Source organism: Xanthomonas sp. 3075 (assembly GCF_014197275.1).
GTDB lineage: Bacteria > Pseudomonadota > Gammaproteobacteria > Xanthomonadales > Xanthomonadaceae > Xanthomonas > Xanthomonas campestris_B.
The window spans coordinates 67,006-88,131 of sequence record NZ_JACIFI010000018.1; the positions used below are offsets into that span (position 1 = coordinate 67,006).

The following is a 21,126-nucleotide window of genomic DNA, read 5'->3' on the forward strand; positions in this document are numbered from 1 at the left end:
ATTTTCACGGGGAATAAACTTCCTTGAAGAAATGTATAACTAAATTATTTTCATAAACAGAAATGTTTATACCTCCAATTTCCCGGCATGAACTCGGGTTAACTAAATCGACTTATGCATTGTCACAGCGCTTTCTTATTTGCCGACTACTTTCAACCCCCAACTCCAAGCGCTGCATGCGCCTGAAATCCCCCAATATCTGCAGCGATACAGACTGACCCGTCTTGCAAGTCTGCGCACACACGCCTGCCAAGATACGATTTTCGTCGGCAACCCAGTAGATTCCCCGATGTCATACGGAGCGTTCGATGACTGAAATTGTCCAACAACTCGATAATGCACCGCGCTATCACAAGATCGATCACATCGCGCTCGCCGTAAACGATCTTGAAGCGGCCATTACACTGTTCCGCGACCAACTCGGCTTTGTATTGACAGGGCGACGCCACATCAGTGGCAAGACAACCGGCATGCTTTCGGCTGAGATGCAGCATGGCGACCTCATGTTCGTGCTGTGCCAAGGCACCGAACCGCAATCGCAGGTGTCGCGACTGATCGAGAATCACGGCGTGGGCGTCGCCCATATCGCACTGCGCGTCGACGATGCTCATGCCACCGCCAAGCACCTGCGCGAGCGCGGCCTGGCCTTCGACACCAACGTGATCGAAGGTCAGGGGCTGCGGCAGACCTTCTCCAAGCGCGACGAGGTCACTGGCCTGAGCTTCGAGTTCATCGAGCGCAGCGGCGAAGTCGGCTTCCAGGATGCCTCGGTCAACGAGCTATTCGCGCAATTGGAGCGCAGCGGCGCCTATTGACCGAACATCTCGCAGCTCAGGAGCCAGCCGATGCCCAACACAAACGCCTCCCCAGCAGCCGGCGGCGATCGTCTGGACGTGATGAACTTTCTCAACGAAGTTTCTTCACGACACTCCAACGCCATCTCGTTCGTTTCAGGACGTCCGACCGACAGCTGCTTCGATCTACATGCCTGGATGCGCACCGTCCCGCGCTTCGCCGCGCACTTGGCGCAGCGTCACCACATCAGCCAGGCAGGTGCGCTCGAGCTGATCGCACAGTACGGAACCACCCAGGGCATCGTTGACGACCTGGTCGTGGCGCAGCTGGCGGTGGACGAAGGCGTACCGGCCAGCACCGATCGTCTGCTGATCACCGCCGGTTGCCAGGAAGCGCTGCATTTGTGCGTCACCGAACTTTGCCGACAGCCGAACGATGTCGTGCTGGTCCGCAATCCTGCCTATATCGGCATCACCGGAGTCGCCGACAGCCACGGCATTGCCATCACCGCGTTCAATCGCGACGGCCGCGCCGACGCCGAGGCACTGGCCGAGACGCTGGACGCGCTGAACGCCGCCGGGCAGCGTGCGCGCCTGCTCTATCTGGTGCCGGATTTCGACAACCCCACCGGAACGGTGCTGCCCTACGATCAGCGCGAGGCGATCATGGCCGTGTGCGCCGCGCACGGCATCCTCATCCTGGAAGACAATCCCTACGGGCTGTTTGCGTTCGAAGCAGAGCGCGTACCCACGATGCGCGCATTGGACAGCCATGGGTGCGTCATCTATCTGGGCACCTACTCCAAGACACTGTGCCCAGGCCTGCGCGTGGGCTTCCTGCTGCTGCCACCGACACTATTCGGCAGTGCGGCAGCGGCAGGCGCCCTGCACCAGGCGCTGATACGGCGCAAGAGTTTCGGAACGCTCAACACCAGCCAGGTCACCCAAGCCATCGTCGGCGGCGTGCTGATCGAACATGGTGGCAGCCTGGCGAGCCTGATCGAGGCGCCGCGTGCCCTGTACCGGCGCAATCGCGACCGCATGCTGGAATGCCTGGCGCACGAACTGGGCGAGATGAGCCCGCAGATCCATTGGAACGTTCCGGCAGGCGGCTTCTTCCTGGTCGTTACGCTGCCGTTCGTGTTCGCCGCCGAAGAAGCCGCGTGTTGCGCGCGCGAATGCGGCGTGCTGGTGATGCCGCTGTGCTTCTTCGCGATCGATGGCAGTTGCCGCCAACAGGTACGCCTTGCCTATAGCAACGTGGCAACCGACCGGATCGCCGAAGGCATCGCGCGGTTCGCGCGATTCGTGCGCCATCGACTGCATGCAGGCAATGGCCTGCGCCAGATGGCGCCCAGCCTTGCGTAATGGCCCGCTGCGCTGCGCATTCGAGCAGGGCAGGCGCAACAAGCAGACCCGCCACGCGATCTCCATTGCGGTGAGGAAGACGCGGTTCCTGCCCCCCAGCTGCCAGCGCGCAGCCGGATGCGATCAATCCAGCACGATCGAGCGATCGATCTCCGCGATCCGGGTCCGCCCGCACAAGGCCATCGTCAATTCCAGTTCGCGCTGGATCAACGTCAACACCCGCGTCACGCCCTGCTCGCCGAGTGCGCCGAGCCCATACAGCCACGCACGGCCGATATAGGTACCGCACGCTCCGAGCGCCAGCGCCTTGAGCACGTCCTGGCCACAGCGGATGCCGCTGTCCATGTGCACCTCGGCGCGGCCGGCGGCGAGCTCGGCGATCGCAGGCAGCGCGCGAAGGCTCGACACGGCCCCATCGAGTTGTCGCCCTCCGTGATTGCTGACCACCAATGCGTCGGCGCCGGCCGCCAATGCCTGCCGCGCATCTTCCGCATCGAGCACGCCCTTCACCACCAGCGTCCCACCCCAGCGGCTTCTGATCCAGGCCAGGTCGTCCCATCCCAGGCTGGCGTCGAACTGGCGAGCAGTCCACTCCGCAAGCGTCTGCAGATCGCCTCGATCAGGCGCGTACTCGAGCAGATTGCCGAAGCAACGGCGGGGCGTGCGCAACATTCCCAGTGCCCAGCGCGGATGGCTCAGGAAATCCAGCAGCACAGCGGGCCGCAAGCGGGGCGGCACGCTCAGTCCGTTGCGAAGATCGGCATGGCGCTGGCCCAGGAACGGCACATCCATCGTCACCACCAACGCGCTGCAACCGGCAACGGTCGCACGCTCGATCAACGCCGCCACGATGCCTCGATCACGCAGCGGATAAAGCTGAAACCAGCAAGGCTGGCGCACGCTCGCGCAGACCTGCTCCAGCGAGCAGATGCTCATCATCGACAGGACGAACGGCACGCCGAACGCCTCGGCCGCGCGCGCACCGAGCATCTCGCCATCGGCGCGGATCAGGCCAGCCAGTCCGGTCGGCGCCAGCGCCACCGGCATCGTCACCGGATGCCCGAGCATGAGCGTGGCCGTGCTACGCAGCGAAACATCGCAACCGATGCGCTGGCGCAGCGCAAGCGCATCGAAATCGCGGCGATTGGCCTGCACTGTCGATTGCGACCAGCTACCGGCGGTCGCATAGTCGTAGAACATGCGCGGCACCCGACTACGCGCCAAGGCTTGAATATCGTCCAGGCAGGTCAGGGTCTGCATCGTACGAGCCTAACGCGCGCAGATGACCACAATACGTCGCACATGCCCATGCATCGCGGCAGGCCCACCGGCGACGCCGCAGACAAACGCGCGTCACGGCCAGTCAAGTTGCCGGCCAAGCATCGCTGTAAAAAAGCGCGCATCCACCGCTTGGCAGCAGCGCCTGGCGCGGCGTACGGCAACCGTCGCCCGCTGGCGGATGCGACGTGGCCCACAACGTCGCTCGCCGCGAGCATCGGGCAGGCAGCACGGAAGCGGGATCGACGCATCTGGCCTGGCTGGGGCGGGATGCTGCCGTGACGAATCGAGACAGATATGAACGACCCTCGCCAACTGTTTCAGCAGCATGAATCCAACGTACGCAGCTATTGCCGCGCGTTCGACGCGCTGTTCGTCCGCGCTGCTGGCAGTGAGCTGTTCGACGCGCAGGGACGCCGCTACATCGACTTTCTCGCCGGCTGCGGCGCACTCAATTACGGTCACAACGATTCGGACATGACCGAGGCACTGGTGGCGCACCTGCGCGATGGCGGCCTGGCGATGTCGCTGGACCTGCATTCGCAGACCAAGCACGACTTCATCGACGCCTTCGTCGCGCATATCCTGCAGCCGCGCGGGCTCTCGCACCGGCTGCAGTTCACCGGCCCGACCGGCGCCAATGCGATCGAGGCTGCACTCAAACTGGCGCGCAAGCGCACCGGACGTCACAACGTCATCGCCTTCAGCAATGCCTACCACGGCCTGTCGATGGGAGCGCTGGCCGTCACCGGTAGCCGCCACCACCGCATGGACCTGCCGCATGGCGGCGTCACCCGGCTACCGTACGATGGCTATCTCGGCACCGGAGTCGACAGCGCCGCCTTGCTCGAGGCGCTGCTCGACGATCCTTCCAGCGGGATCGACCCACCTGCGGCGATCGTGCTGGAACTGGTTCAGGGCGAAGGCGGACTCAACGTCGCGTCCACACCCTGGTTGCAGCGGGTGTTCGCGGCCGCCAGCCGTCATGGCGCGTTGACGATCGTCGATGATATCCAGGCCGGATGCGGGCGCTGCGGAAATTTCTTCAGTTTTGACGGCCAGGAACTGGTCCCCGACCTCATTACATTGTCCAAATCATTGTCGGGCTTCGGCTTGCCGTTTTCCCTGTTGTTGGTCGCTCCCGAGCACGACAGCTGGCGTCCCGGAGAGCACACCGGCACCTTCCGTGGCAACAACCATGCCATGCTCACCGCGACGGTGGCGCTGCGCAAATTCTGGACAGACGATGCGCTCTGCACGCAGATCGACAGGCGTGGCCAGATCGTGGCCCAGGCGCTGACACGCATGGCGGAGCACGTGCCGGAAGCCCGGGTCAAGGGACGCGGCATGTTCATGGGGCTCGACCTGCGCACGCGCGAACGTGCTGCCTGCGCAAGCGCGGACGCATTCCGCAACGGACTGGTGATCGAAACGGCAGGGGCGCGCGGCGAGGTGCTGAAAGTCATGGCCCCCTTGACCACGCCGGATGCGTTGCTGCACGAGGGCCTGGAAATCCTGTCGCATGCGGTGCTCTCGGCACGCGGATAACCTGCGAAAGCAAGGCGTCAGGCTCTCGCTGATCTCCACGAATTTGCTCGTTGAGCGGTTAGAGCCAAGACCCACCCTGAACTCCAATACCTCTCACCACGCGCCAACGTGGCGGGCGCAGCCGTACCGCAGTGCCCCTCGCCGGCCTGGATCTCGCCGATAGCGTTGCCGCAAAATTCTCGCACGTTCGCGCATACCGGTCAGGCCCCGATGGCCATCCCGGTTGCCGCGCGCCAGGAGTCCTGCTTCGACCGCAGCTGTCGAAGATCCACGAAAGACTATGCATTCAATACGTTGCGAAAAATACGCCGCGCAACATGGTTCAAGGGTTAGCTACAGCCCCATTGTCTTCCTGCAACTCCCGCTTGAACGGTACGTCCGGCGGCGGTCTTGCCGTTGCGGGCTGATCGTTGAGATTCGGGTCGCTCAGGCCGCAGCCGCCACCTAATTGCAGCAGCGAAACCACGCAGCTGATCTTGGTGTTGGTTCCGGGAATCGGAATCTCGATCTTCTTCAAGCCTCTGCTGACCCATTCCTGCAGTAGCGACTGGTTCGGCATCCAGTACTTGTCTAACGACGTTGGCGTGTAGCCCTCTGGCGGACGCTTGAGCCAGGTGCCGCCTTTAGCGATCTGGTCGCGGGTCCAGGTGTCGGTCTCGCTGCCTGGCGGTCCGCGATTGTCTGCGCCGTGACCGTCCGCACCGGCTCCGGCGACGCGGACGCTGCCGTCAGTCTTGAACATGCCATTGCGCTGGCCGTTCGCACCAGTGGTTTCGCCGCTGCGGTTGCGGTCCGATTTGCTCCAGTCGTCAGCGTTGGCGGCGACATCCCAGCCGCCGCTGCGGTCGGCGGGCTTCGGGCCCGCGTTGCCGCCGCTTGCTGGTCTGGGCGATGACGTTGTCGTCGCTGCCGCGTTGGCGGCGGGCTGGGATCGCGTCGGATTGGCCTGCGGCGCGGGTTGCGCGGCAGCTGGCGTGCTCTGCGCTGCAGCGGCAACGGTCGGCGATGGCGTCGCAGGTACAGCTACCGGTGCCGGTGACGGTTTCGGCTCGGGCTGCGATGCAACCGGCGCGGGCGTTGGTGCCGGATCCCGCACGTTCGGCAATTCGGCAGTTCGAATTGCGACATCCGGCATGCGAACGGTTGGGCTGATCGCTCGACTGCGCACTGCCGGCGCAGCAATCTGCGGTCGCTCCGGCACGACGATTTCACGCTCGCGCACGGCGGGGGCATCGGCGGATCGGACGGCGACGGTTGTGGCGGGACGCTGCAATTCGCGTAGCTGTGGCCGTTCGGTCACCGGGTCGATGTCGCGTTGCCGGACTTCGACCTGCGGCGCTGCCGGCGTGCTCGTTCGTGGCGTCAGGGTCATTGTGGGGGGCGGCGGCACGACGAAATCGTTCGTGGCCACCGGCGTTTCGGTGACCTGCAATGGCGATTCGATCGTCACCGGCCGCACCTGGACCCTGACTTGCGGTACGTCCGGCGTCACTGGTTCGCTTGCAACCGATGGCTCCTGTGCAGCTGCGATCTCCTGCGGCTGGGCAACACCGGGACTGTCGGTCCGCTGGGATGCCGTCGGCGTCGACGTCGGCGTTGCCTGCGCGGTCGGGTTGGCGGTTGCAGCAGACGCACTGGATTGCGCCGCCGCCGATGCATCACCAGCAGCCGCCTGCGCTGCAGGTTGACCCTCGCCACCGCCCTGCTCCGCCGCGCCGTCGCCGATAAAGGTCATGCGCACGCGTGCTTCGTCGGCTTGCGTCGATTCGTCCGGCGCCCAGCGCACGCTGACCACCCAGATCAGCAGTGCAATAAAACCAAGATGGATCAACAGGCTACCGAGCAGCGCCAGCCAATGCTGCGGACGCTGATCGCGCGGTCGCGGCTCCCAGTGCTGCCACCACAAGCTGCGAAATGCCTGAAATGGCGAGAGGATTGCAGCGACGCCGGCACTGCGTGGAGGCAGCGGCCGCGCCAGCAGGACGCCGGTCACCGCAGCATCGTCGAACGGCGCCGTCACAACGTTGCGGCCGCTCATCCAGCTTGCCCAGCCATAAGGCAAGCCAGTGCGCCGATCCAGAATGCGTCTGCCCGGCATACGCGCCAGCAGCGCCTGCAGCAGATCGGCGGCAGTGATCACGGGTGACGCGGAATCAGGCGGCGCTGTCGCGCGGGATGTACGGCGCGTCGCCGGTGGCGTGGTCGGTGGCGTCACGGACTGCAATCACGCCCGGCACACGTCCCATCAGGGTTTTTTCGATGCCCTGCTTCAAGGTGACATCGGCCATGCCGCAACCATGGCAACCGCCACCAAAACGCAGCAACACCACACCGTCAGCGGAGACCTCCTGGACCGCCACCCGACCGCCATGCGAGGCCAGCTGCGGGTTGATCTCGTTCTCCACCACCCAGCGCACGCGTTCGACCATCGAAGCCGAATCGGCCGGGGCTTCGCCCTTGATCTTGGGCGCCTTGATGGTCAGCTGCTGGTTGCCGGTGGATTGGGTGACGTAATCGATCTCGGCGCCATCCACCCACGGCACGCTGGCGGCGACGATATACAGGGTGAAGCCGTCGCAGTCGATCGCCCATTCGTCGCCACTCAGATCCGCCGGCTCGGCGAACTCGAGCCGCGCATCGGCGCGCGGGGTGCCCGCGTCCACCGCGCTCAGGCGCACGCCCATGCCGGGCACGCCCTCCCGTTCGATGAGCTTGCGGAAATAGGTCTGGGCTTTGTCGGATATCTGGATCATGCGGGTTATTCTAGCGCTCATTGCGCCCCCGCTCATGGAACACCGTGATCCTGACGGCGCACCGTCCGCCACCCCTGCGAGACCGACATGACCGATCTGATTCCCCTGGAGCAGGCCCATTGCCTTCCGCGCAAGGGCAGCGACCACAGGCTGGGCGAAGCGCGCCTGGCCGAACTGTTGCCGCAGGTGCCCGGCTGGGAGCTGAGCGAAGCCGGCACGGCCATTACCCGTACGTTCCGTTTCGCCGACTATTACCGCACCCTCGCCTTCGTCAATGCGCTGGCCTGGATTGCCCACCGCGAAGACCATCACCCCGATCTGGGGGTGCACTACGACCGCGTGGTGGTCCGCTATTCCACCCACGACGTCGGTGGGCTCAGCGAGAACGACTTCATCTGCGCGGCCAAGACGGCGCAACTCTACGATCAAGGAGTCACGGCATGACCAGGTATCGCGCCGCCCTCGCCGGTTTGTTTGTCGCTGCCGGCCTCGGCGGCTGTGGCAAGTCGCCGCAGCAGGCCACCGCCCCGGCCGCTGCGCCGACCGAGCTGGCGGCATTGAAAACGCCACCGCCGGACTATTCGCCGCAACTGGCCTGCGCCGGTATCGGCGGCACCACGGTCCTCAGGGTGGTGATCGGTACCGAAGGCACGCCCACCGATGTGTCGGTGACCCAGAGCAGCGGCCAGCCGGTGCTGGACGAAGCCGCTCAGACGCGCGTGCGCGAATGGAAATTCCGGGCCGCCACGCGCAACGGCCAGCCGGTGCCGCAAACCATCCAGGTGCCGGTCGCCTTCAAGCCACCGGTGCCGCGCCCGGACGAATGTTTTGCCATCGAAGAGCGCGCACGTCGCGGCAGTTGATGCGGCGTGCGTAGCGGCACGAGTCCAGGTCCAGGCCTGCGCCGATGTCCTCTTGCGATGCAGGCAATCGCGCACTGAGCACATCAGGCGCACGCGTCTATTCGCTGCGCAGATAGGCACGCAGGCCGCGTCAGACACCACGCGTCCGTCATCCAGGCATGGCCATCCTGCATCTGCCGGTGGCCGGGCGGAGTGTGCGTCGTTGCCGTCGCCACGCGCCTCGCCGGATCGTTCCTTATTCCACAAGGTCGTTGCGTCACATGCTCGAAGTGTCATCCCATAATGTCTGGACCGCCTTTGCGGTCACGCTGGCGGCAGGTCTTGCGACCGGACTCGGCAGCCTGATGGTCGTGTTCTCCAAAAAGCCCAATCCGCGCCTGCTGGCGTTCGGGTTGGCATTCGCTGGCGGTGCGATGGTGTACGTGTCGCTGTCGGAGATTCTCAACAAGTCGATCTCCGCATTTTCCAACGCCTACAACGACAAACTCGGCTTTACTCTCGGCACGCTGAGTTTTTTGGCCGGCATGTTGTTGATCATGGTGATCGATCGCTTGGTCCCCAATCCACACCAGAGCCTGTCCAGCGACGATCCGCTGTTCCGCGACGACAACCGCGCCTACATCCGCCGGGTTGGTTTGATGACGGCCATCGCCATCACCGCCCACAATTTCCCCGAAGGCCTGGCGACCTTTTTTGCGACGCTAGAAAGCCCGGTAGTGGGCATGCCGCTGGCGTTTGCCATCGCCATCCACAACATCCCCGAAGGCATTGCGATCGCGGTGCCGGTGTACTTCGCCACGCGCAACAAGTTCTATGCCTTCGGCGCCAGCCTGCTGAGCGGATTGGCCGAACCCATCGGTGCCGGCATCGGCTATCTGGCCTTGTCCAACGTGCTGTCAGAAGCGGTATTCGGTGCAGTCTTCGGGCTGATTTCCGGGGTGATGGTGTTTCTGGCGCTGGATGAATTGTTGCCAGCCGCCAAGCGCTATTCGCAGGGCCACGAGACGGTCTACGGCCTGGTGGCCGGAATGGGAACCCTTGCGATCAGCCTGGTGTTGTTCCGCTTCGCAACGCCCTAGGGTGCGCTGTTTGCACGATGCCTGAACGCAGCTGTGCTCGGCCATTGCAAGGCGTCTTTCAGCAAGCTCCCAGACATTGAAGGCGGCGCATGGTACGCGCGTCCTCCACGCGCACACAGCGAGGTGCCGTATGCAACGCCACACATGGTCACAGCAGCGTCTTGCCTTGGCGCTGGCCATCGCGTCCAGCAGCATGTTGGTCCTGGGCGGGTGCCAGCGCGACGCAGCGCCGCCGACTGCGCCAACCGCAGCCGAGCCCTCTACCGCCGTGACGCCACCGCCCGCGCCGGCTTATACCCCGCCCACAGCGGACCAGTTGTATCAGCTGGTCGCACCGATCGCACTGTTCCCGGACAAGCTCCTGGCGCAGACCCTGGCTGCGTCGGTTTATCCGGATCAGGTGCTCACCGCCCAGGACTGGCTGCGCAGCAATCGCAATCTGACTGCCACCAACCGTGCGCAGGCCACCGTGCCGCAGCCGTGGGACCCCAGCGTCAAGGCATTGACCGCGTTTCCGGATGTGGTGGATCAACTGGCCGGCAACCTCGACTGGACGCGTGCGCTCGGCGATGCCTACGCCCACGACCCCAACGACGTGCTCAATGCGGTGCAGGTCATGCGCCAACGCGCCCAGGCCAGCGGCCATCTGCGCAGCACGCCGCAACAACAGGTCCAGGTCGCGCGCCATGTCGTGGTGACACCGATCCTGGACGAGGACCGTATTCCGCCTCCCCCACAGGTGATCACGATCGAGCCGGCCCAGCCGGACGTGGTCTATGTGCCACGCTACGACCCCGGCGTGGTCTACGGCACGCCGGTCGATGTCTACCGCGATTACGGTTATCGCCCGGTGCGCTGGTACCGCCAGGAAGACCTGGTGACCACCGGCGTGGTGTCGTTCGGCGTGGGCGTGTTGGTCGGCAGTGCGCTGGAGCATCACCACGGCTGGTTCGGTTGGGCTGCGCCAGCGCCGGCCTGGCATCGCTGGGGCTGGAACACCTGGGGCGTGGACTGGAATGCCCCGCCTGCCGCACCGCATTACGTGGTCTATCAGAACCATGTCTATGCGCCGCGCACCACCATCATCAACAACCGCACCACCTCGATCGACGCTAGCTCCTACGTGCGCCAGGACCAGCGGCGCTGGTTCACTACGGCTCCGGTATCCGCGCCCGCTGCCGGGTTGGCGCCGCAGCACGGCGCTGCAGCGCAAGCCGTTCAGGCAATGACGTCTACGGCACGCGCGCAATCCCCCCGCAGCATGCCCGGCCCCACCGCAGCAACGCCCTCGCCCGCTGGCTTCCGCCGCGCACCGGATTACGCGCATCTGTCCACGCCGCGCTTCAATGCGCAGATGCTGCAGCCCGGTCGTCCGGTGGCACTGCGCGCCCCGGCTGCATTGCCGGCGACCATGCCATCGGCATCGCCGGCTTCGCGCTATGTGCCGCAGATGCAAGCGCAGGCGGCGCGTCCAGCCGCCCGCGCAACCGGGCCGTTATCGCGGACCGTTCCCTACCGTCCGGCAGCCGTCGAGCAGCAACGCGCAGCGATGCCGACGCATGATGCGGCCGCAATGCGGGACGTGCGCGATAACCAGCCCCGGGCATCAACACAGCCGCCGCTCTGGAAGCCACCCGTGCGCGACCAGCAACGCACGTCGGCACTGTCGCAGGCAGCCTTTGCGCGCCCCGCTCGCATTCAACGCCCGCAACAGTTGACTCCCCCACGACCAGAGCAACGCGTTGCAGTGAAGGCCGAACCGCAACAGCACATGCAGCGGATGGCTTCCTTCACACCGCCACGCGCCGCCCCAGCCCGGTCGATGGAACCGCATCCCGCCCGGCCGCGCGCTCCACAGCAACATCACGACGGCCACCATGACACCCGGCACGCAGGCTGAGCCGCTGGCGCTGGAGCCGCCACCAAGGCTGCTTCAGCGCCCCAGACGGTCCAGCGCGTCGGCCAGTTCCGGCGCCAGCGGTGCACTCAGTACATAAGGTGTCTTGCCGGCATCCAATGCGAACTCCAGCGACGCTGCGTGCAGGAACAGCCGCTTCAAGCCAAGTTGGTCGCGCAAACGCTTGTTGACCTCCGCCTCGCCGTACTTGTCGTCGCCCGCCACCGGGTGCCCCAGGTGCTGGGCATGCACGCGGATCTGATGCGTGCGGCCGGTTTCGATGCGGACTTCGCAATACGAGTGCCCGCCGCGTCGCTCCAGCAGCTTGAAGTGGCTGAGCGACGGTTTGCCGATCGCATTCACCTGCACATGCCGCTCGCCGCCTTGGCGCAGCCCGATGTGCAGCGGCGCATCGACCGTCATCACTCCGTCCGGCATCCGTCCGACCAGCAAGGTCAGGTAACGCTTGGTGATGCCACGCCCTTCGACCCGGTCGTCCTCCCGCATCAAGGCCTGCATCTCGGTCAGCGCCGAGCGTTTTTTGGCCACGATCAACAGGCCCGAGGTATCGCGGTCGAGCCGGTGCACCAGTTCCAACGATTGATTGGGACGCAGCGCCCGCAAGGTCTCGATGGCGCCGAAGCTGATCCCGCTGCCGCCGTGACTGGCGACACCGGAGGGTTTGTTGAGCGCCAGCAGGCGCGCGTCCTCGAACACGATCGCCGCTTCCAGCCGGGCCAGGAACGACGACGGTGGCGCCGCCTTGTCGCCTTCTTCGGCAACGCGCACCGGCGGGATCCGCACTTCCTCGCCACCTTCGAGCTTGCGCTCGGCCTTGGCGCGGCCGCCGTTCACCCGCACCTGGCCGCTGCGCACCAGCTTGTAGATCAGGCTGCGGGGCGCGCCCTTGAGCTGGCCGAGCAGGAAATTGTCCAGCCGCTGCCCAGCACGGTCTTCCGGAACTTTGAGAATACGCACGCCCACACGGTCGGTGGGCGGCTTGGGGGGCTGGGGGTCGGTCATCCGGCTCTTTATTCTGTTACACTCGGCGAGCGAGATAAGGGTTTGATTTCGTTGGAAGTTGATTGGCCAGAAGCCTGCCTTCCGATGAGTCCGGCACAGTGCGCGACCACCGCCCCCGGGGCGGCCATGTTAGCGGCTCACCGGCCTACCCGGCCATCGCCGGCGGTCTTTAGACCGTTGCGCTGAACATGTCCCGTGCGCTGCCCCGGTCCGTCCGGACGCGGCTGCCGGCCCTGAAACACCTATAAAACTTAAAGACAAGCGCTCCCGCGGCCTGCCGTGGTGTTGCAGCGCTGGAAACCCTGGTCAGGCCTGTCCGCGCGTTGCGCGAAGGGCCGACAAGCTGTTCCAGAGGCGAAACGTCACGGCGTTCCGCGCGGTAGAGCGCGTGAGGAACGCAACAATGAAGCGAATGCTGATCAACGCAACGCAGGCAGAAGAACTGCGCGTGGCGATTGTGGACGGCCAGACCCTGTACGACATCGACATCGAACAGCCGTCCAAGGAACAAAAGAAGTCCAATATCTACAAGGGCCGTATCACCCGGCTCGAGCCCTCGCTGGAAGCGGCATTCGTGGACTATGGCGCCGAGCGCCATGGCTTCCTGCCGCTGAAGGAAATCTCCCGCGACTATTTCCAGGCCGGCGTCGACCACAACAAGTCGACCATCCGCGAACTGTTGCGTGAGGGCCAGGAAATCGTGGTCCAGGTGGACAAGGAAGAGCGTGGCAACAAGGGCGCCGCCCTGACCACGTTCATCTCGCTGGCCGGCCGCTACATGGTGCTGATGCCCAATTCGCCGAGCGCCGGTGGCGTCTCGCGCCGGATCGAGGGCGAAGACCGTGCCGCGCTGAAGGAAGCGCTGGACAAGCTCGACATCCCCGACGACATGGGCGTGATCATCCGCACTGCCGGTGTCGGCCGCGACGCCGAAGAACTGCAGTGGGATCTGGACTATCTGCTGCAGACCTGGAAGGCGATCGCCGAGGCGGCGCTGAGCAAGCCGGCCGCGTTCCTGATCTACCAGGAATCGCGCCTGATCATCCGCGCCCTGCGCGACTACCTGCGCGCCGACATCGGCGAAATCCTGGTCGACACGCCGGAGCTGTACGCCGACGCCCAGGAGTTCATGCAGCAGGTGATGCCGCAGAGCCTGCGCAAGCTCAAGCACTACACCGACGACATTCCGCTGTTCAACCGCTTCCAGATCGAATCGCAGATCGAAGGCGCCTACGAGCGCAACGTGCGACTGCCGTCGGGCGGCTCGATCGTGGTCGACCAGACCGAAGCGCTGACTGCCGTCGACGTGAACTCCTCGCGCGCCACCAAGGGCAGCGATATCGAAGAGACCGCCTTCCAGACCAATCTGGAAGCGGCCGAAGAAGTGGCGCGCCAGTTGCGCCTGCGCGATCTCGGCGGCCTGGTGGTGATCGACTTCATCGACATGGCCTCGACCAAGCATCAGCGCGAAGTCGAAAACAAGCTGCAGAACGCGCTCAAGTACGACCGCGCGCGCGTGCAGCTGGGCCGCATCTCGCGCTTTGGCCTGATGGAAATGAGCCGCCAGCGCCTGCGTCCGAGCCTGGGCGAGTCCAGCCAGATCGTCTGCCCGCTGTGCGATGGCCACGGCCGCATGCGCAGCGTGGAATCGCTGTCGTTGTCGATCATCCGCGTGGCCGAAGAACATGCCATGAAGGAAAACACCGGACAGGTGCTGGTCCAGGCCCCGGTGGAGATCGCCAATTACCTGCTCAACGAAAAGCGCAGCGCGCTGCGCGAGATCGAGCAGCGCCACGATTCGCCGATCATCATCGTCGCCGACGAGCAGCTGCGTACGCCGCATTACGAAGTCACCCGCCTGCGCGAGAACGAGCTGGGCGAAGACAGCGGCAAGCCGAGCTACCAGCGCGGCACCCCGCGCAAGCTGCCGGTGCATGCGCTGACCAAGGCGCAGTTGAATATCCCGGCCGCTCCGGCAGTGACCTCGATCAAGCCGAGCCAGCCGGCGCCGGTGCGTGAGGAAGCCCCTGCCCCGGTCGCTGCGGCACCCGCACCGACGCCGGTCGTCGCGTTGCCGATTCCGGCCCCGGTCACCGGCGTGGTCGGTTGGCTGAAGCGGATCTTCGGTGGCGTCGAGCCGGTCGCTCCAGCCCCGGAATCGACCCCGCGCCCGCGCCAGAACGATGCCGGCCGCAGCAACCGTAACGAGCGTAGCGATCGCGGCGGCCAACGTCGTGACGGCCGCGATGCCCGCAACGGTGGCAACGCTGGCAACGCTGGCAATCAGCAGCGTGGCAATGGCGGCAATGGCAACGGCAATGGCGCCAACAAGGAACGTCGTGACGAGCGTCGCCAGCCGAGCAACGGCCAGAACGCGCAGAACGGCGCTCAGGCACAGCAGGTGCAGGTGCCCAAGCCGCCGCGCAATGACCCGCAGGCGCCGAAGCAACCCCAGCAACCCCAGCAGCAGAAGCAAAAGCCGCAGAACCAGACCCCGCGTCCGCCGCGTGCACCCGCACAGCAGCAGGATGGTGCGACGCCCGAGCGTCAGCCGCGTCCTGCGCGTCAGGACGAAGGCACCGCCTCCGCACAGACGCTGACCGCCACTGCCGCAACCGAGAGTGCAGTGTTGGCAATGGCCTCCACTCCTGCGCCTGTCGCAGCGCAGGCAGCCGCAAGCGAAGCAACGCCGGCACACCCGGTCGATGGCATCGTGAGCGAGTCGCATGCCGATCGCGGCAGCGACGCAATCGCGGATGGCCAGACGCCGGATGCCCCGGGCGATGATTCGGCCAATGGCGAAGGCGGAAGCCGTCGTCGTCGCGGTCGTCGTGGCGGTCGTCGTCGTCGTCGTGGCGCAGGTGCCAATGGCGAAGGCGGCACCGGTGCCGATGTTCTGGAGACGGACGATCTGGACGGCGATGGCGAGGGCGATCTGGACGGCGACAACGACGAGGCCGCGACGCAGTCGTCGTCCGCTGCTGCGCCGCGCGCCGGACAGCCGGAGTTCGACTTCGACGATGACGCCACCACGCCTGTGACCTCGGCGCCCTCGAAGGCCGACAACAGTGCGCCGGTCGCAGTGAAGCCGCGTCCGATCCCCAAGGAACGTCAGGAAGTTCGGGGGGCCGATGACGCGACAGCGACCACTGCGCCGGTGTCCAACACCTCGCCGTCGTCGGAACAGCATGTTGCGACTGCGCCGGTTACCGCTGCAGCCGAGCCGACACAACGCGCTGCAACAACGGCACCGGTCGCGCCGGTGGCGGCTCCTGCTGCTCCGATGGCAGCACCGAGGTCCGTAGCCGAGCGTGCCGACCCGGCATCCTCAGTCTCCGAGCCTGTCGCACAGCCCCAGGCTGCACCGGTGGCTGCGCCCGCACCTGAGGCACCGATCTCGACCGGCCCGCAGCAGGCAGCGCCTGCGGCAACGTCCCATGGACCGACGCAGCCTGTGCAAGCCGACACGGCGACAGCCAGGCCGTCCGACGTCCAGACGCCGCCCCCGACGCAATCGGCAAACGCCCCGGCGGTGCATGCCGCCGTGGCGACCGTCACCGCGCCGCATGCAGCGACGTCCGGCGATGCCGATTCCGAGGGTGCGATGAGCTCCACGGCGACGTCGCCGCAGAGCCTGCCGACCACCGAGGCCGCCCCCGCAGCACCGGTACGCACGCCGTATGCCCCGGTGCAGACGACGCTGCTCGATGCCTTGTCGCCAGCGCAGGCGCAAGCGCCGATCTCCACGCACACTGCGGCGGTGCCGACCGGAAGCGCGACCGCAACGCCGGTCAATACGCAGGCACAGGCCGAACAGCCCAAGCCGGCGGTCGCTGTCTCCGAGCCGATCAAGCCGACGACTCCGCAACCGGGTGATGCTGAAGTGGACGCATCGAAGGACGAAGCAGGCAAGCCGCGTAGCGATCACTGATCGGTTGGGCATGAAGCATCTCGCCCGAGTGCTCGGGCAAGATGCGCATCAGACACAGCGGCCTTCGGGCCGCTGTTTTTTTGGGTGCGGCCTGCCCGCAACGAGGTCTCCTCGAACCGTCTGAAAGCTCGCTCTCCGGTCAACGTTCATTGACGATGCGTCGAGACGCGCATGTGGACCGCCTGCAATGGACCGCAGCCGTCGCTGCGACCAGCGTGAAGACGCGCGCAATATCTCGCCGACCGCGCAACAACCATGGCGGCAAAATCACCCGTGCGCACAGCATCGATCATCCTGGGCAACCGCCAGGACAGAGTGTCCGCCGCTGCTGGACACCGCTATCATCTGGCTCTGCGCGCCGAGCCACCCTCTGTGGCAGCGGGCGTCATCACAGGAGAATGCCGATGCGACTGGTCGAAACGCAGGAGTTTTCCATCCAAGCCAATCCGATGTTCGAAAACGCGCGCGTGTTCGCCGGTTCGATCAGTCTCAAATGCCAGCCGCAGACCACGTTCTCCCCTCAGATGAGCGTGTGGACGGCGGATGCGGAGCAGGACGTGTCGCCGCAGGACTGGCTGACGAATGTAGTACGCGACGACGACCCGCTCGTCGAACGCAAAGCCGTTGCTTTCGCCGGAATGCACGGTGAGATGGTCAAGCTCAAGGGTCGCCTCGAGGACTGGGAAACGACGCATGCGCGGGATTGGTACCGGCTGCGGGCTTTGCTGGTCGCCGCCGATGGCGGCACCTGGTATCACGCCACGGCGATGACCAGCGATGCCGATCTTGCGGCAATCGAGGCAGACTTCGAGCGGCTGCTCGGCTCCATCCAGGTGAAGCTGGATGGCACTGCGGCCAGCGGGGCGCGAATGGCGGGCGACGAACAAAAGGACGCCGTGTTGTCGCAGGTGAAGAAAGCTCTGGATGCGGCCGCAGTCGTGCAGCTGGAGCGGGAAAACGCCCTGGCAAAAGCCACCGGCGATGCCCGAGCCCGCGCGCCCGTGGCCGACGTCGAGACGCGCTTCGAGAAGGCCGTGGCCATGCTCGGTCTGGACGACAAGCGCGAGCTCTTGCGTCAAATCGTAGTGCCCACTGTCTCCCTCACCGAAATCGATGTGGCGGACAAGAACGCGATCGGCTTGAGCCGTATTGGCGGCGGTCCCGATCTACCCGAGGGAATGGACTGGCCACGCGATGCCAGCGGCTTCCATCTGAACTTTCTCGCCCAGATCGAACTCGCCGAGCTGCCGGAGCGTGCCGAGATCCTGCCGCAAGCGGGACTGCTCGCCTTTTTCACGGGATCTGACTATTCCGATTGGCGCGTGCTGTTCACCCCGCCCGGCACCGCACTGGTGGCCCATGCCCTGCCCGATGATGCAATCGACACCACCGAGTCCGCGTTGCGCATGGCCGAATGGGATCGTGACCAGGACCGCTTCGTCGCGAATGGAGTCAGCGTCGATGGGCTGTCGGTGGACACCGATGCGCAAGGACGCATGACCTTCAAGCGTGACGGTCGGGCGGTGATGGTGTTCGCCTCGGAATACGAGATCAGCCAATCGGCACAGGGATTGCGCCTGGAGCGATCGCTCAGCGCCCCGTTCGATCTCTCCGGCAGCAACCGTCCGACTATCGACGCGGATGCGGAACTGGACGATCTCTCCGATTTCGCGCTGGCGATTGCGGAACGGTTCCAGGTCGGCGACGGCCCGCAGCACCAGATGTTCGGCATTTGCGGCATACGGGGCCTGTCCGCCATTCAGCAGCTGGCAGCCGAGCATGCGAGCAGACAGGGCTGGTCGGACATCGCGACGCCTGACGACTGGTTCATCCTGATCAAGCTGGCGTCAGGCGGCCAGGCCGGTTTCAGCTTTTCCGACCACGGCGATTACATCTTCATGGCACATCGCAAGGACGCCGCGAAAGGTGACTTTTCGCGGGTGTATGCCTTCGTGGAATCCGGCTGACGCCCCGCCGGGCTGGCGAGCGCTACGCTCCGGCAAGCAACCGCGTGCTCCCGGAGCGCCGTCGATGCGACTGCGCAGCACGACGGCTGTGCCGCATTCAAGGCTGCGCGTTACAAGGTTCTGGACGGATCGGTCAGGCCGTACTGATTGGCCAGGCGCGCCAATGCGATGTTGTCCTGGATACCGACCTTCTCGAACAGGCGCGCCTTGTGCGTATTGACGGTCTTGGCGCTGAGGCTCAAGCGCTTGGCGATATCCTCCTGGCGCAGGCCCTGAGTCAGCAGCAAAGCGACTTCCAGCTCACGGGGCGACAAGGCATCGAAGGGCGAACCGCCGCCCTCCAGGTTTGACAGGGCCAGGTTCTGCGCAATGGTGTTGCCCAGATAACGCCGACCCAGCGCGACCTCGCGCACCGCACGCAGCAGTTCGTTCGCATCGCCGCCTTTGCCGACATAGCCCGAGGCACCCGCTTCTAGCAGACGCTTGGGCAATGGGCCATCTTCGAGCACGGATACGATGATGACGCGTGTGCCGTAATCGCCTTTGACGATGCGCTCGGTGATTTCCAGCCCGCTAACGCCAGGCAGATGCAGATCGCACAGCACGATGTCGGGCTTGAGCTGGCGAATCTGCGGCAATGCCGCCTCGCCACTCTCCGCCTCGCCAACCACATCGACGTCCACTTCCTTGGACAGGATCATCTTCATGCCTGTGCGCACGAGTGCATGATCGTCAATCAGAAAAACTCTGATGGTCATCCTTGTTGTCCTCGCTGTGCGGCTGGCTGATGCAGCCTAGCTGCGTGAATAATTCAGGGCAAGCTCGATGCGACGTATTACCTTTGAGTCAGAGCCCATAGCGTTCTACCGCTGTCTATCATGGCAGGCATTGGAAGCACCATCGCGGCGTCATCAGATGATGCAAGCCAGGTAAGTGCGCGAATATCGGGCAATTCACTCGCGCTTGGTCAGATTTTTCCCGTCTCGCTACTGCGCTCGGCATCGACCAGCGGACGCAGTTCGGAATCGACTGCGACACGTTCGTCGAAGACAAAGCAGCGGCCCTCATAGCCTTCGCCACCGACTTCTTCGAAGTAGCCCAGGATGCCGCCTTCCAGTTGCAGCACGTTGTCCATGCCATCGGCCTGCATCCACAACGCGGCCTTTTCGCAGCGGATGCCGCCGGTGCAAAAGCTGACCACAGTGGCATCGGCCAACCCGGCGCGGTGTGTCTGCAGCGCGTGTGGCAGGTCGGTGAACTTGTCGATCGGCAGCGTCAACGCGCCCTGGAACGTACCGTATGCCACTTCCTGCGCGTTGCGCGTGTCCAGCAGTACCAGCGGGCGGCCGCGATCGTCCCGCCCGTTGCGCATCCACTCGCGCAGCACGGCGGGCGTCACCGTCGGCGCACGGCCCTGCAGCGGAGACGCATCGTCCCGGCGGAAGCTGATGATCTCCGGCTTGACCTTCACCTTGAGCCGCGCGAACGGCTGCAACGCGCTCAGGCTGTACTTGATGCGCATCTGCGCAAAGCGTTGGTCTGCCTGCAACCAAGCGTAGAACGCGCCGATCTGCCCCGCATCGCCTGCCAGAAACAGGTTGATGCCCTCTTCGGCCACCAGCACCGAGCCCTTCAATGCCTGCTGCTCGGCATGCGCAAGCACGGCGTCGGCAAGTTGCTGTGGGTTCTGGATGGTGACGAACTGGTAGGCAGCGGTATTGGTGATCATGCGGCTATTTTAAGCCGATGCCGCCGCAGGTGCGATCAGCCGCGCAACAGCAGAAACGGCAGCAATACCAGCGACGCAACCACCAGCATCCCGATCAGCGTGGCGATCACGAACAGCGGACGCCTGCGCAGCAGCGCACCGAAGGTTTCGGCAGTGCCGGACGCGAGCGCTGCCTGGCGCTGTGCACGTGCGACCGTGCCGCGCCGGGCCTGGTACGCATCCATCACCGCCTTGGCGCGCGGGTAGTCGGCATCGTCGCTGAGCCAGATGCCACCAGCGGAGATGCCCCAATTGCTGGGCCGGGTTTCGTAGATCTGCACGAGATGCTCGCGCATCAGCGCCCGCACCTCGTCGGCTTCGTCATCGGGAACATTGCGCAGATTGAGCAGCAGCTTGGCCATGGGCGCGATGATACCGGGAGCCAGGTGCGATAATGGCGCACTTCCCTTGACGGACCATCCCATGCGCCTTCTGTTGACGCTTTGTGCCGCGCTGCTGCTCGCAAGCTGTGCGCCTGCCCTGCCGCCGTCCGGGGGCACCATCGCCACGTTCGAGCGGATCGACCGCAATGTCGGCTCCGGCGCAGAAGCCACACCCGGCGCGATGGTCACCGTGCACTACACCGGCTGGCTGTACGACGAAAAAGCCGCCGACAAGCATGGCAAGAAGTTCGATAGCTCGGTCGATCGCGCCGAGCCGTTCCAGTTCGTGCTGGGCGGCCACCAGGTGATCCGCGGTTGGGACGATGGCGTGGCCGGCATGCGCGTGGGCGGCAAGCGCACCCTGATGATTCCGCCGGAGTACGGCTACGGCGACAACGGTGCAGGCGGGGTGATTCCGCCCGGCGCGTCGCTGGTGTTCGATGTGGAATTGCTTGGCGTGCAGCCGCGCTGAGT

At 65.1% G+C, this 21,126-nt stretch carries 17 protein-coding genes; 10 read left to right on the forward strand and 7 right to left on the reverse strand.

Going from position 1 to position 21,126, the window contains the following annotated elements; translation table 11 throughout:
• Positions 1 to 308: 308 nt before the first annotated feature.
• Positions 309 to 815, forward strand: a complete 507-nt coding sequence (locus GGR62_RS16060) for a VOC family protein (RefSeq protein WP_184408854.1) — start codon at positions 309 to 311, stop codon at positions 813 to 815.
• Positions 816 to 845: 30 nt separating this feature from the next.
• The gene (locus tag GGR62_RS16065; protein ID WP_184408855.1) at positions 846 to 2,162 is read left to right on the forward strand and encodes a PLP-dependent aminotransferase family protein; all 1,317 of its coding nucleotides are present in this window, start codon (positions 846 to 848) and stop codon (positions 2,160 to 2,162) included.
• 123 nt (positions 2,163 to 2,285) lie between these two features.
• Here GGR62_RS16065 and GGR62_RS16070 read toward each other — a convergent pair whose 3' ends face one another.
• Complete coding sequence (locus GGR62_RS16070) at positions 2,286 to 3,422, reverse strand: alpha-hydroxy acid oxidase (protein ID WP_184408856.1); 1,137 nt, start codon at positions 3,420 to 3,422, stop codon at positions 2,286 to 2,288.
• Between the two features lie 315 nt (positions 3,423 to 3,737).
• Here GGR62_RS16070 and GGR62_RS16075 point away from each other — a divergent pair, with 315 nt between their 5' ends.
• Entirely contained in the window at positions 3,738 to 4,988 is a 1,251-nt protein-coding gene (locus GGR62_RS16075; protein ID WP_184408857.1) for an aspartate aminotransferase family protein, read from the forward strand.
• Positions 4,989 to 5,310: 322 nt separating this feature from the next.
• Here the strand turns inward: GGR62_RS16075 and GGR62_RS16080 are convergent, their stop codons facing one another.
• Together GGR62_RS16080 and GGR62_RS16085 are read right to left on the reverse strand one after the other, a co-directional pair.
• A complete protein-coding gene (locus GGR62_RS16080) occupies positions 5,311 to 7,128 on the reverse strand; it encodes a transmembrane repetitive protein (RefSeq protein ID WP_184408858.1) in 1,818 nt (605 codons plus the stop codon).
• Between the two features lie 13 nt (positions 7,129 to 7,141).
• Positions 7,142 to 7,741, reverse strand: coding sequence for an NfuA family Fe-S biogenesis protein (locus GGR62_RS16085; protein WP_006450396.1), 600 nt, complete (start codon positions 7,739 to 7,741; stop codon positions 7,142 to 7,144).
• 87 nt (positions 7,742 to 7,828) lie between these two features.
• Here GGR62_RS16085 and GGR62_RS16090 point away from each other — a divergent pair, with 87 nt between their 5' ends.
• The 4 genes from GGR62_RS16090 (at position 7,829) to GGR62_RS16105 (ending at position 11,583) form a co-directional block, all read left to right on the forward strand.
• Positions 7,829 to 8,185 carry a 4a-hydroxytetrahydrobiopterin dehydratase gene (locus GGR62_RS16090; RefSeq protein ID WP_184408859.1) on the forward strand — a complete coding sequence of 119 codons (357 nt, stop codon included), beginning with the start codon at positions 7,829 to 7,831 and terminating at the stop codon, positions 8,183 to 8,185.
• Positions 8,182 to 8,604: an energy transducer TonB gene (locus GGR62_RS16095; RefSeq protein WP_184408860.1), complete on the forward strand. Its 423-nt coding sequence runs from the start codon at positions 8,182 to 8,184 to the stop codon at positions 8,602 to 8,604. The genes GGR62_RS16090 and GGR62_RS16095 overlap by 4 nt, the downstream gene beginning before the upstream one ends.
• A gap of 260 nt (positions 8,605 to 8,864) precedes the next feature.
• Complete coding sequence (gene zupT, locus GGR62_RS16100; RefSeq protein WP_184408861.1) at positions 8,865 to 9,683, forward strand: zinc transporter ZupT; 819 nt, start codon at positions 8,865 to 8,867, stop codon at positions 9,681 to 9,683.
• Positions 9,684 to 9,813: 130 nt separating this feature from the next.
• The gene (locus GGR62_RS16105; protein ID WP_184408862.1) at positions 9,814 to 11,583 is read left to right on the forward strand and encodes a DUF3300 domain-containing protein; all 1,770 of its coding nucleotides are present in this window, start codon (positions 9,814 to 9,816) and stop codon (positions 11,581 to 11,583) included.
• Between the two features lie 33 nt (positions 11,584 to 11,616).
• Here the strand turns inward: GGR62_RS16105 and GGR62_RS16110 are convergent, their stop codons facing one another.
• Positions 11,617 to 12,603: an RluA family pseudouridine synthase gene (locus tag GGR62_RS16110; protein ID WP_184408863.1), complete on the reverse strand. Its 987-nt coding sequence runs from the start codon at positions 12,601 to 12,603 to the stop codon at positions 11,617 to 11,619.
• A gap of 403 nt (positions 12,604 to 13,006) precedes the next feature.
• On the opposite strand from GGR62_RS16110, the gene GGR62_RS16115 reads away from it, so the two are divergent.
• A complete protein-coding gene (locus tag GGR62_RS16115) occupies positions 13,007 to 16,534 on the forward strand; it encodes an Rne/Rng family ribonuclease (RefSeq protein WP_184408864.1) in 3,528 nt (1,175 codons plus the stop codon).
• 404 nt (positions 16,535 to 16,938) lie between these two features.
• On the forward strand, positions 16,939 to 18,501 hold the full coding sequence (locus tag GGR62_RS16120; RefSeq protein WP_184408865.1) for a DUF1963 domain-containing protein: 1,563 nt from the start codon (positions 16,939 to 16,941) through the stop codon (positions 18,499 to 18,501).
• Positions 18,502 to 18,611: 110 nt separating this feature from the next.
• On the opposite strand, the gene GGR62_RS16125 is transcribed toward GGR62_RS16120, so the two are convergent.
• From GGR62_RS16125 to GGR62_RS16135, 3 genes are all read right to left on the reverse strand, one after another.
• A complete protein-coding gene (locus GGR62_RS16125; protein ID WP_184408866.1) occupies positions 18,612 to 19,259 on the reverse strand; it encodes a response regulator in 648 nt (215 codons plus the stop codon).
• Between the two features lie 209 nt (positions 19,260 to 19,468).
• Positions 19,469 to 20,230 carry a sulfurtransferase gene (locus tag GGR62_RS16130; RefSeq protein ID WP_184408867.1) on the reverse strand — a complete coding sequence of 254 codons (762 nt, stop codon included), beginning with the start codon at positions 20,228 to 20,230 and terminating at the stop codon, positions 19,469 to 19,471.
• Positions 20,231 to 20,265: 35 nt separating this feature from the next.
• The gene (locus GGR62_RS16135; RefSeq protein ID WP_184408868.1) at positions 20,266 to 20,631 is read right to left on the reverse strand and encodes a DUF6164 family protein; all 366 of its coding nucleotides are present in this window, start codon (positions 20,629 to 20,631) and stop codon (positions 20,266 to 20,268) included.
• Between the two features lie 61 nt (positions 20,632 to 20,692).
• Here GGR62_RS16135 and GGR62_RS16140 point away from each other — a divergent pair, with 61 nt between their 5' ends.
• Positions 20,693 to 21,124, forward strand: a complete 432-nt coding sequence (locus GGR62_RS16140) for an FKBP-type peptidyl-prolyl cis-trans isomerase (protein ID WP_184408869.1) — start codon at positions 20,693 to 20,695, stop codon at positions 21,122 to 21,124.
• Positions 21,125 to 21,126: the final 2 nt, after the last annotated feature.

Bases quoted from the DNA above. Each gene is read 5' to 3' on its own strand.
- GGR62_RS16060 (WP_184408854.1), top strand. From the start codon at position 309: ATGACTGAAATTGTCCAACAACTCGATAATGCACCGCGCTATCACAAG.
- GGR62_RS16065 (WP_184408855.1), top strand. From the start codon at position 846: ATGCCCAACACAAACGCCTCCCCAGCAGCCGGCGGCGATCGTCTGGAC.
- GGR62_RS16070 (WP_184408856.1), bottom strand. From the start codon at position 3,422: ATGCAGACCCTGACCTGCCTGGACGATATTCAAGCCTTGGCGCGTAGT.
- GGR62_RS16075 (WP_184408857.1), top strand. From the start codon at position 3,738: ATGAACGACCCTCGCCAACTGTTTCAGCAGCATGAATCCAACGTACGC.
- GGR62_RS16085 (WP_006450396.1), bottom strand. From the start codon at position 7,741: ATGATCCAGATATCCGACAAAGCCCAGACCTATTTCCGCAAGCTCATC.
- GGR62_RS16090 (WP_184408859.1), top strand. From the start codon at position 7,829: ATGACCGATCTGATTCCCCTGGAGCAGGCCCATTGCCTTCCGCGCAAG.
- GGR62_RS16095 (WP_184408860.1), top strand. From the start codon at position 8,182: ATGACCAGGTATCGCGCCGCCCTCGCCGGTTTGTTTGTCGCTGCCGGC.
- zupT (WP_184408861.1), top strand. From the start codon at position 8,865: ATGCTCGAAGTGTCATCCCATAATGTCTGGACCGCCTTTGCGGTCACG.
- GGR62_RS16105 (WP_184408862.1), top strand. From the start codon at position 9,814: ATGCAACGCCACACATGGTCACAGCAGCGTCTTGCCTTGGCGCTGGCC.
- GGR62_RS16110 (WP_184408863.1), bottom strand. From the start codon at position 12,603: ATGACCGACCCCCAGCCCCCCAAGCCGCCCACCGACCGTGTGGGCGTG.
- GGR62_RS16115 (WP_184408864.1), top strand. From the start codon at position 13,007: ATGAAGCGAATGCTGATCAACGCAACGCAGGCAGAAGAACTGCGCGTG.
- GGR62_RS16120 (WP_184408865.1), top strand. From the start codon at position 16,939: ATGCGACTGGTCGAAACGCAGGAGTTTTCCATCCAAGCCAATCCGATG.
- GGR62_RS16125 (WP_184408866.1), bottom strand. From the start codon at position 19,259: ATGACCATCAGAGTTTTTCTGATTGACGATCATGCACTCGTGCGCACA.
- GGR62_RS16130 (WP_184408867.1), bottom strand. From the start codon at position 20,230: ATGATCACCAATACCGCTGCCTACCAGTTCGTCACCATCCAGAACCCA.
- GGR62_RS16135 (WP_184408868.1), bottom strand. From the start codon at position 20,631: ATGGCCAAGCTGCTGCTCAATCTGCGCAATGTTCCCGATGACGAAGCC.
- GGR62_RS16140 (WP_184408869.1), top strand. From the start codon at position 20,693: ATGCGCCTTCTGTTGACGCTTTGTGCCGCGCTGCTGCTCGCAAGCTGT.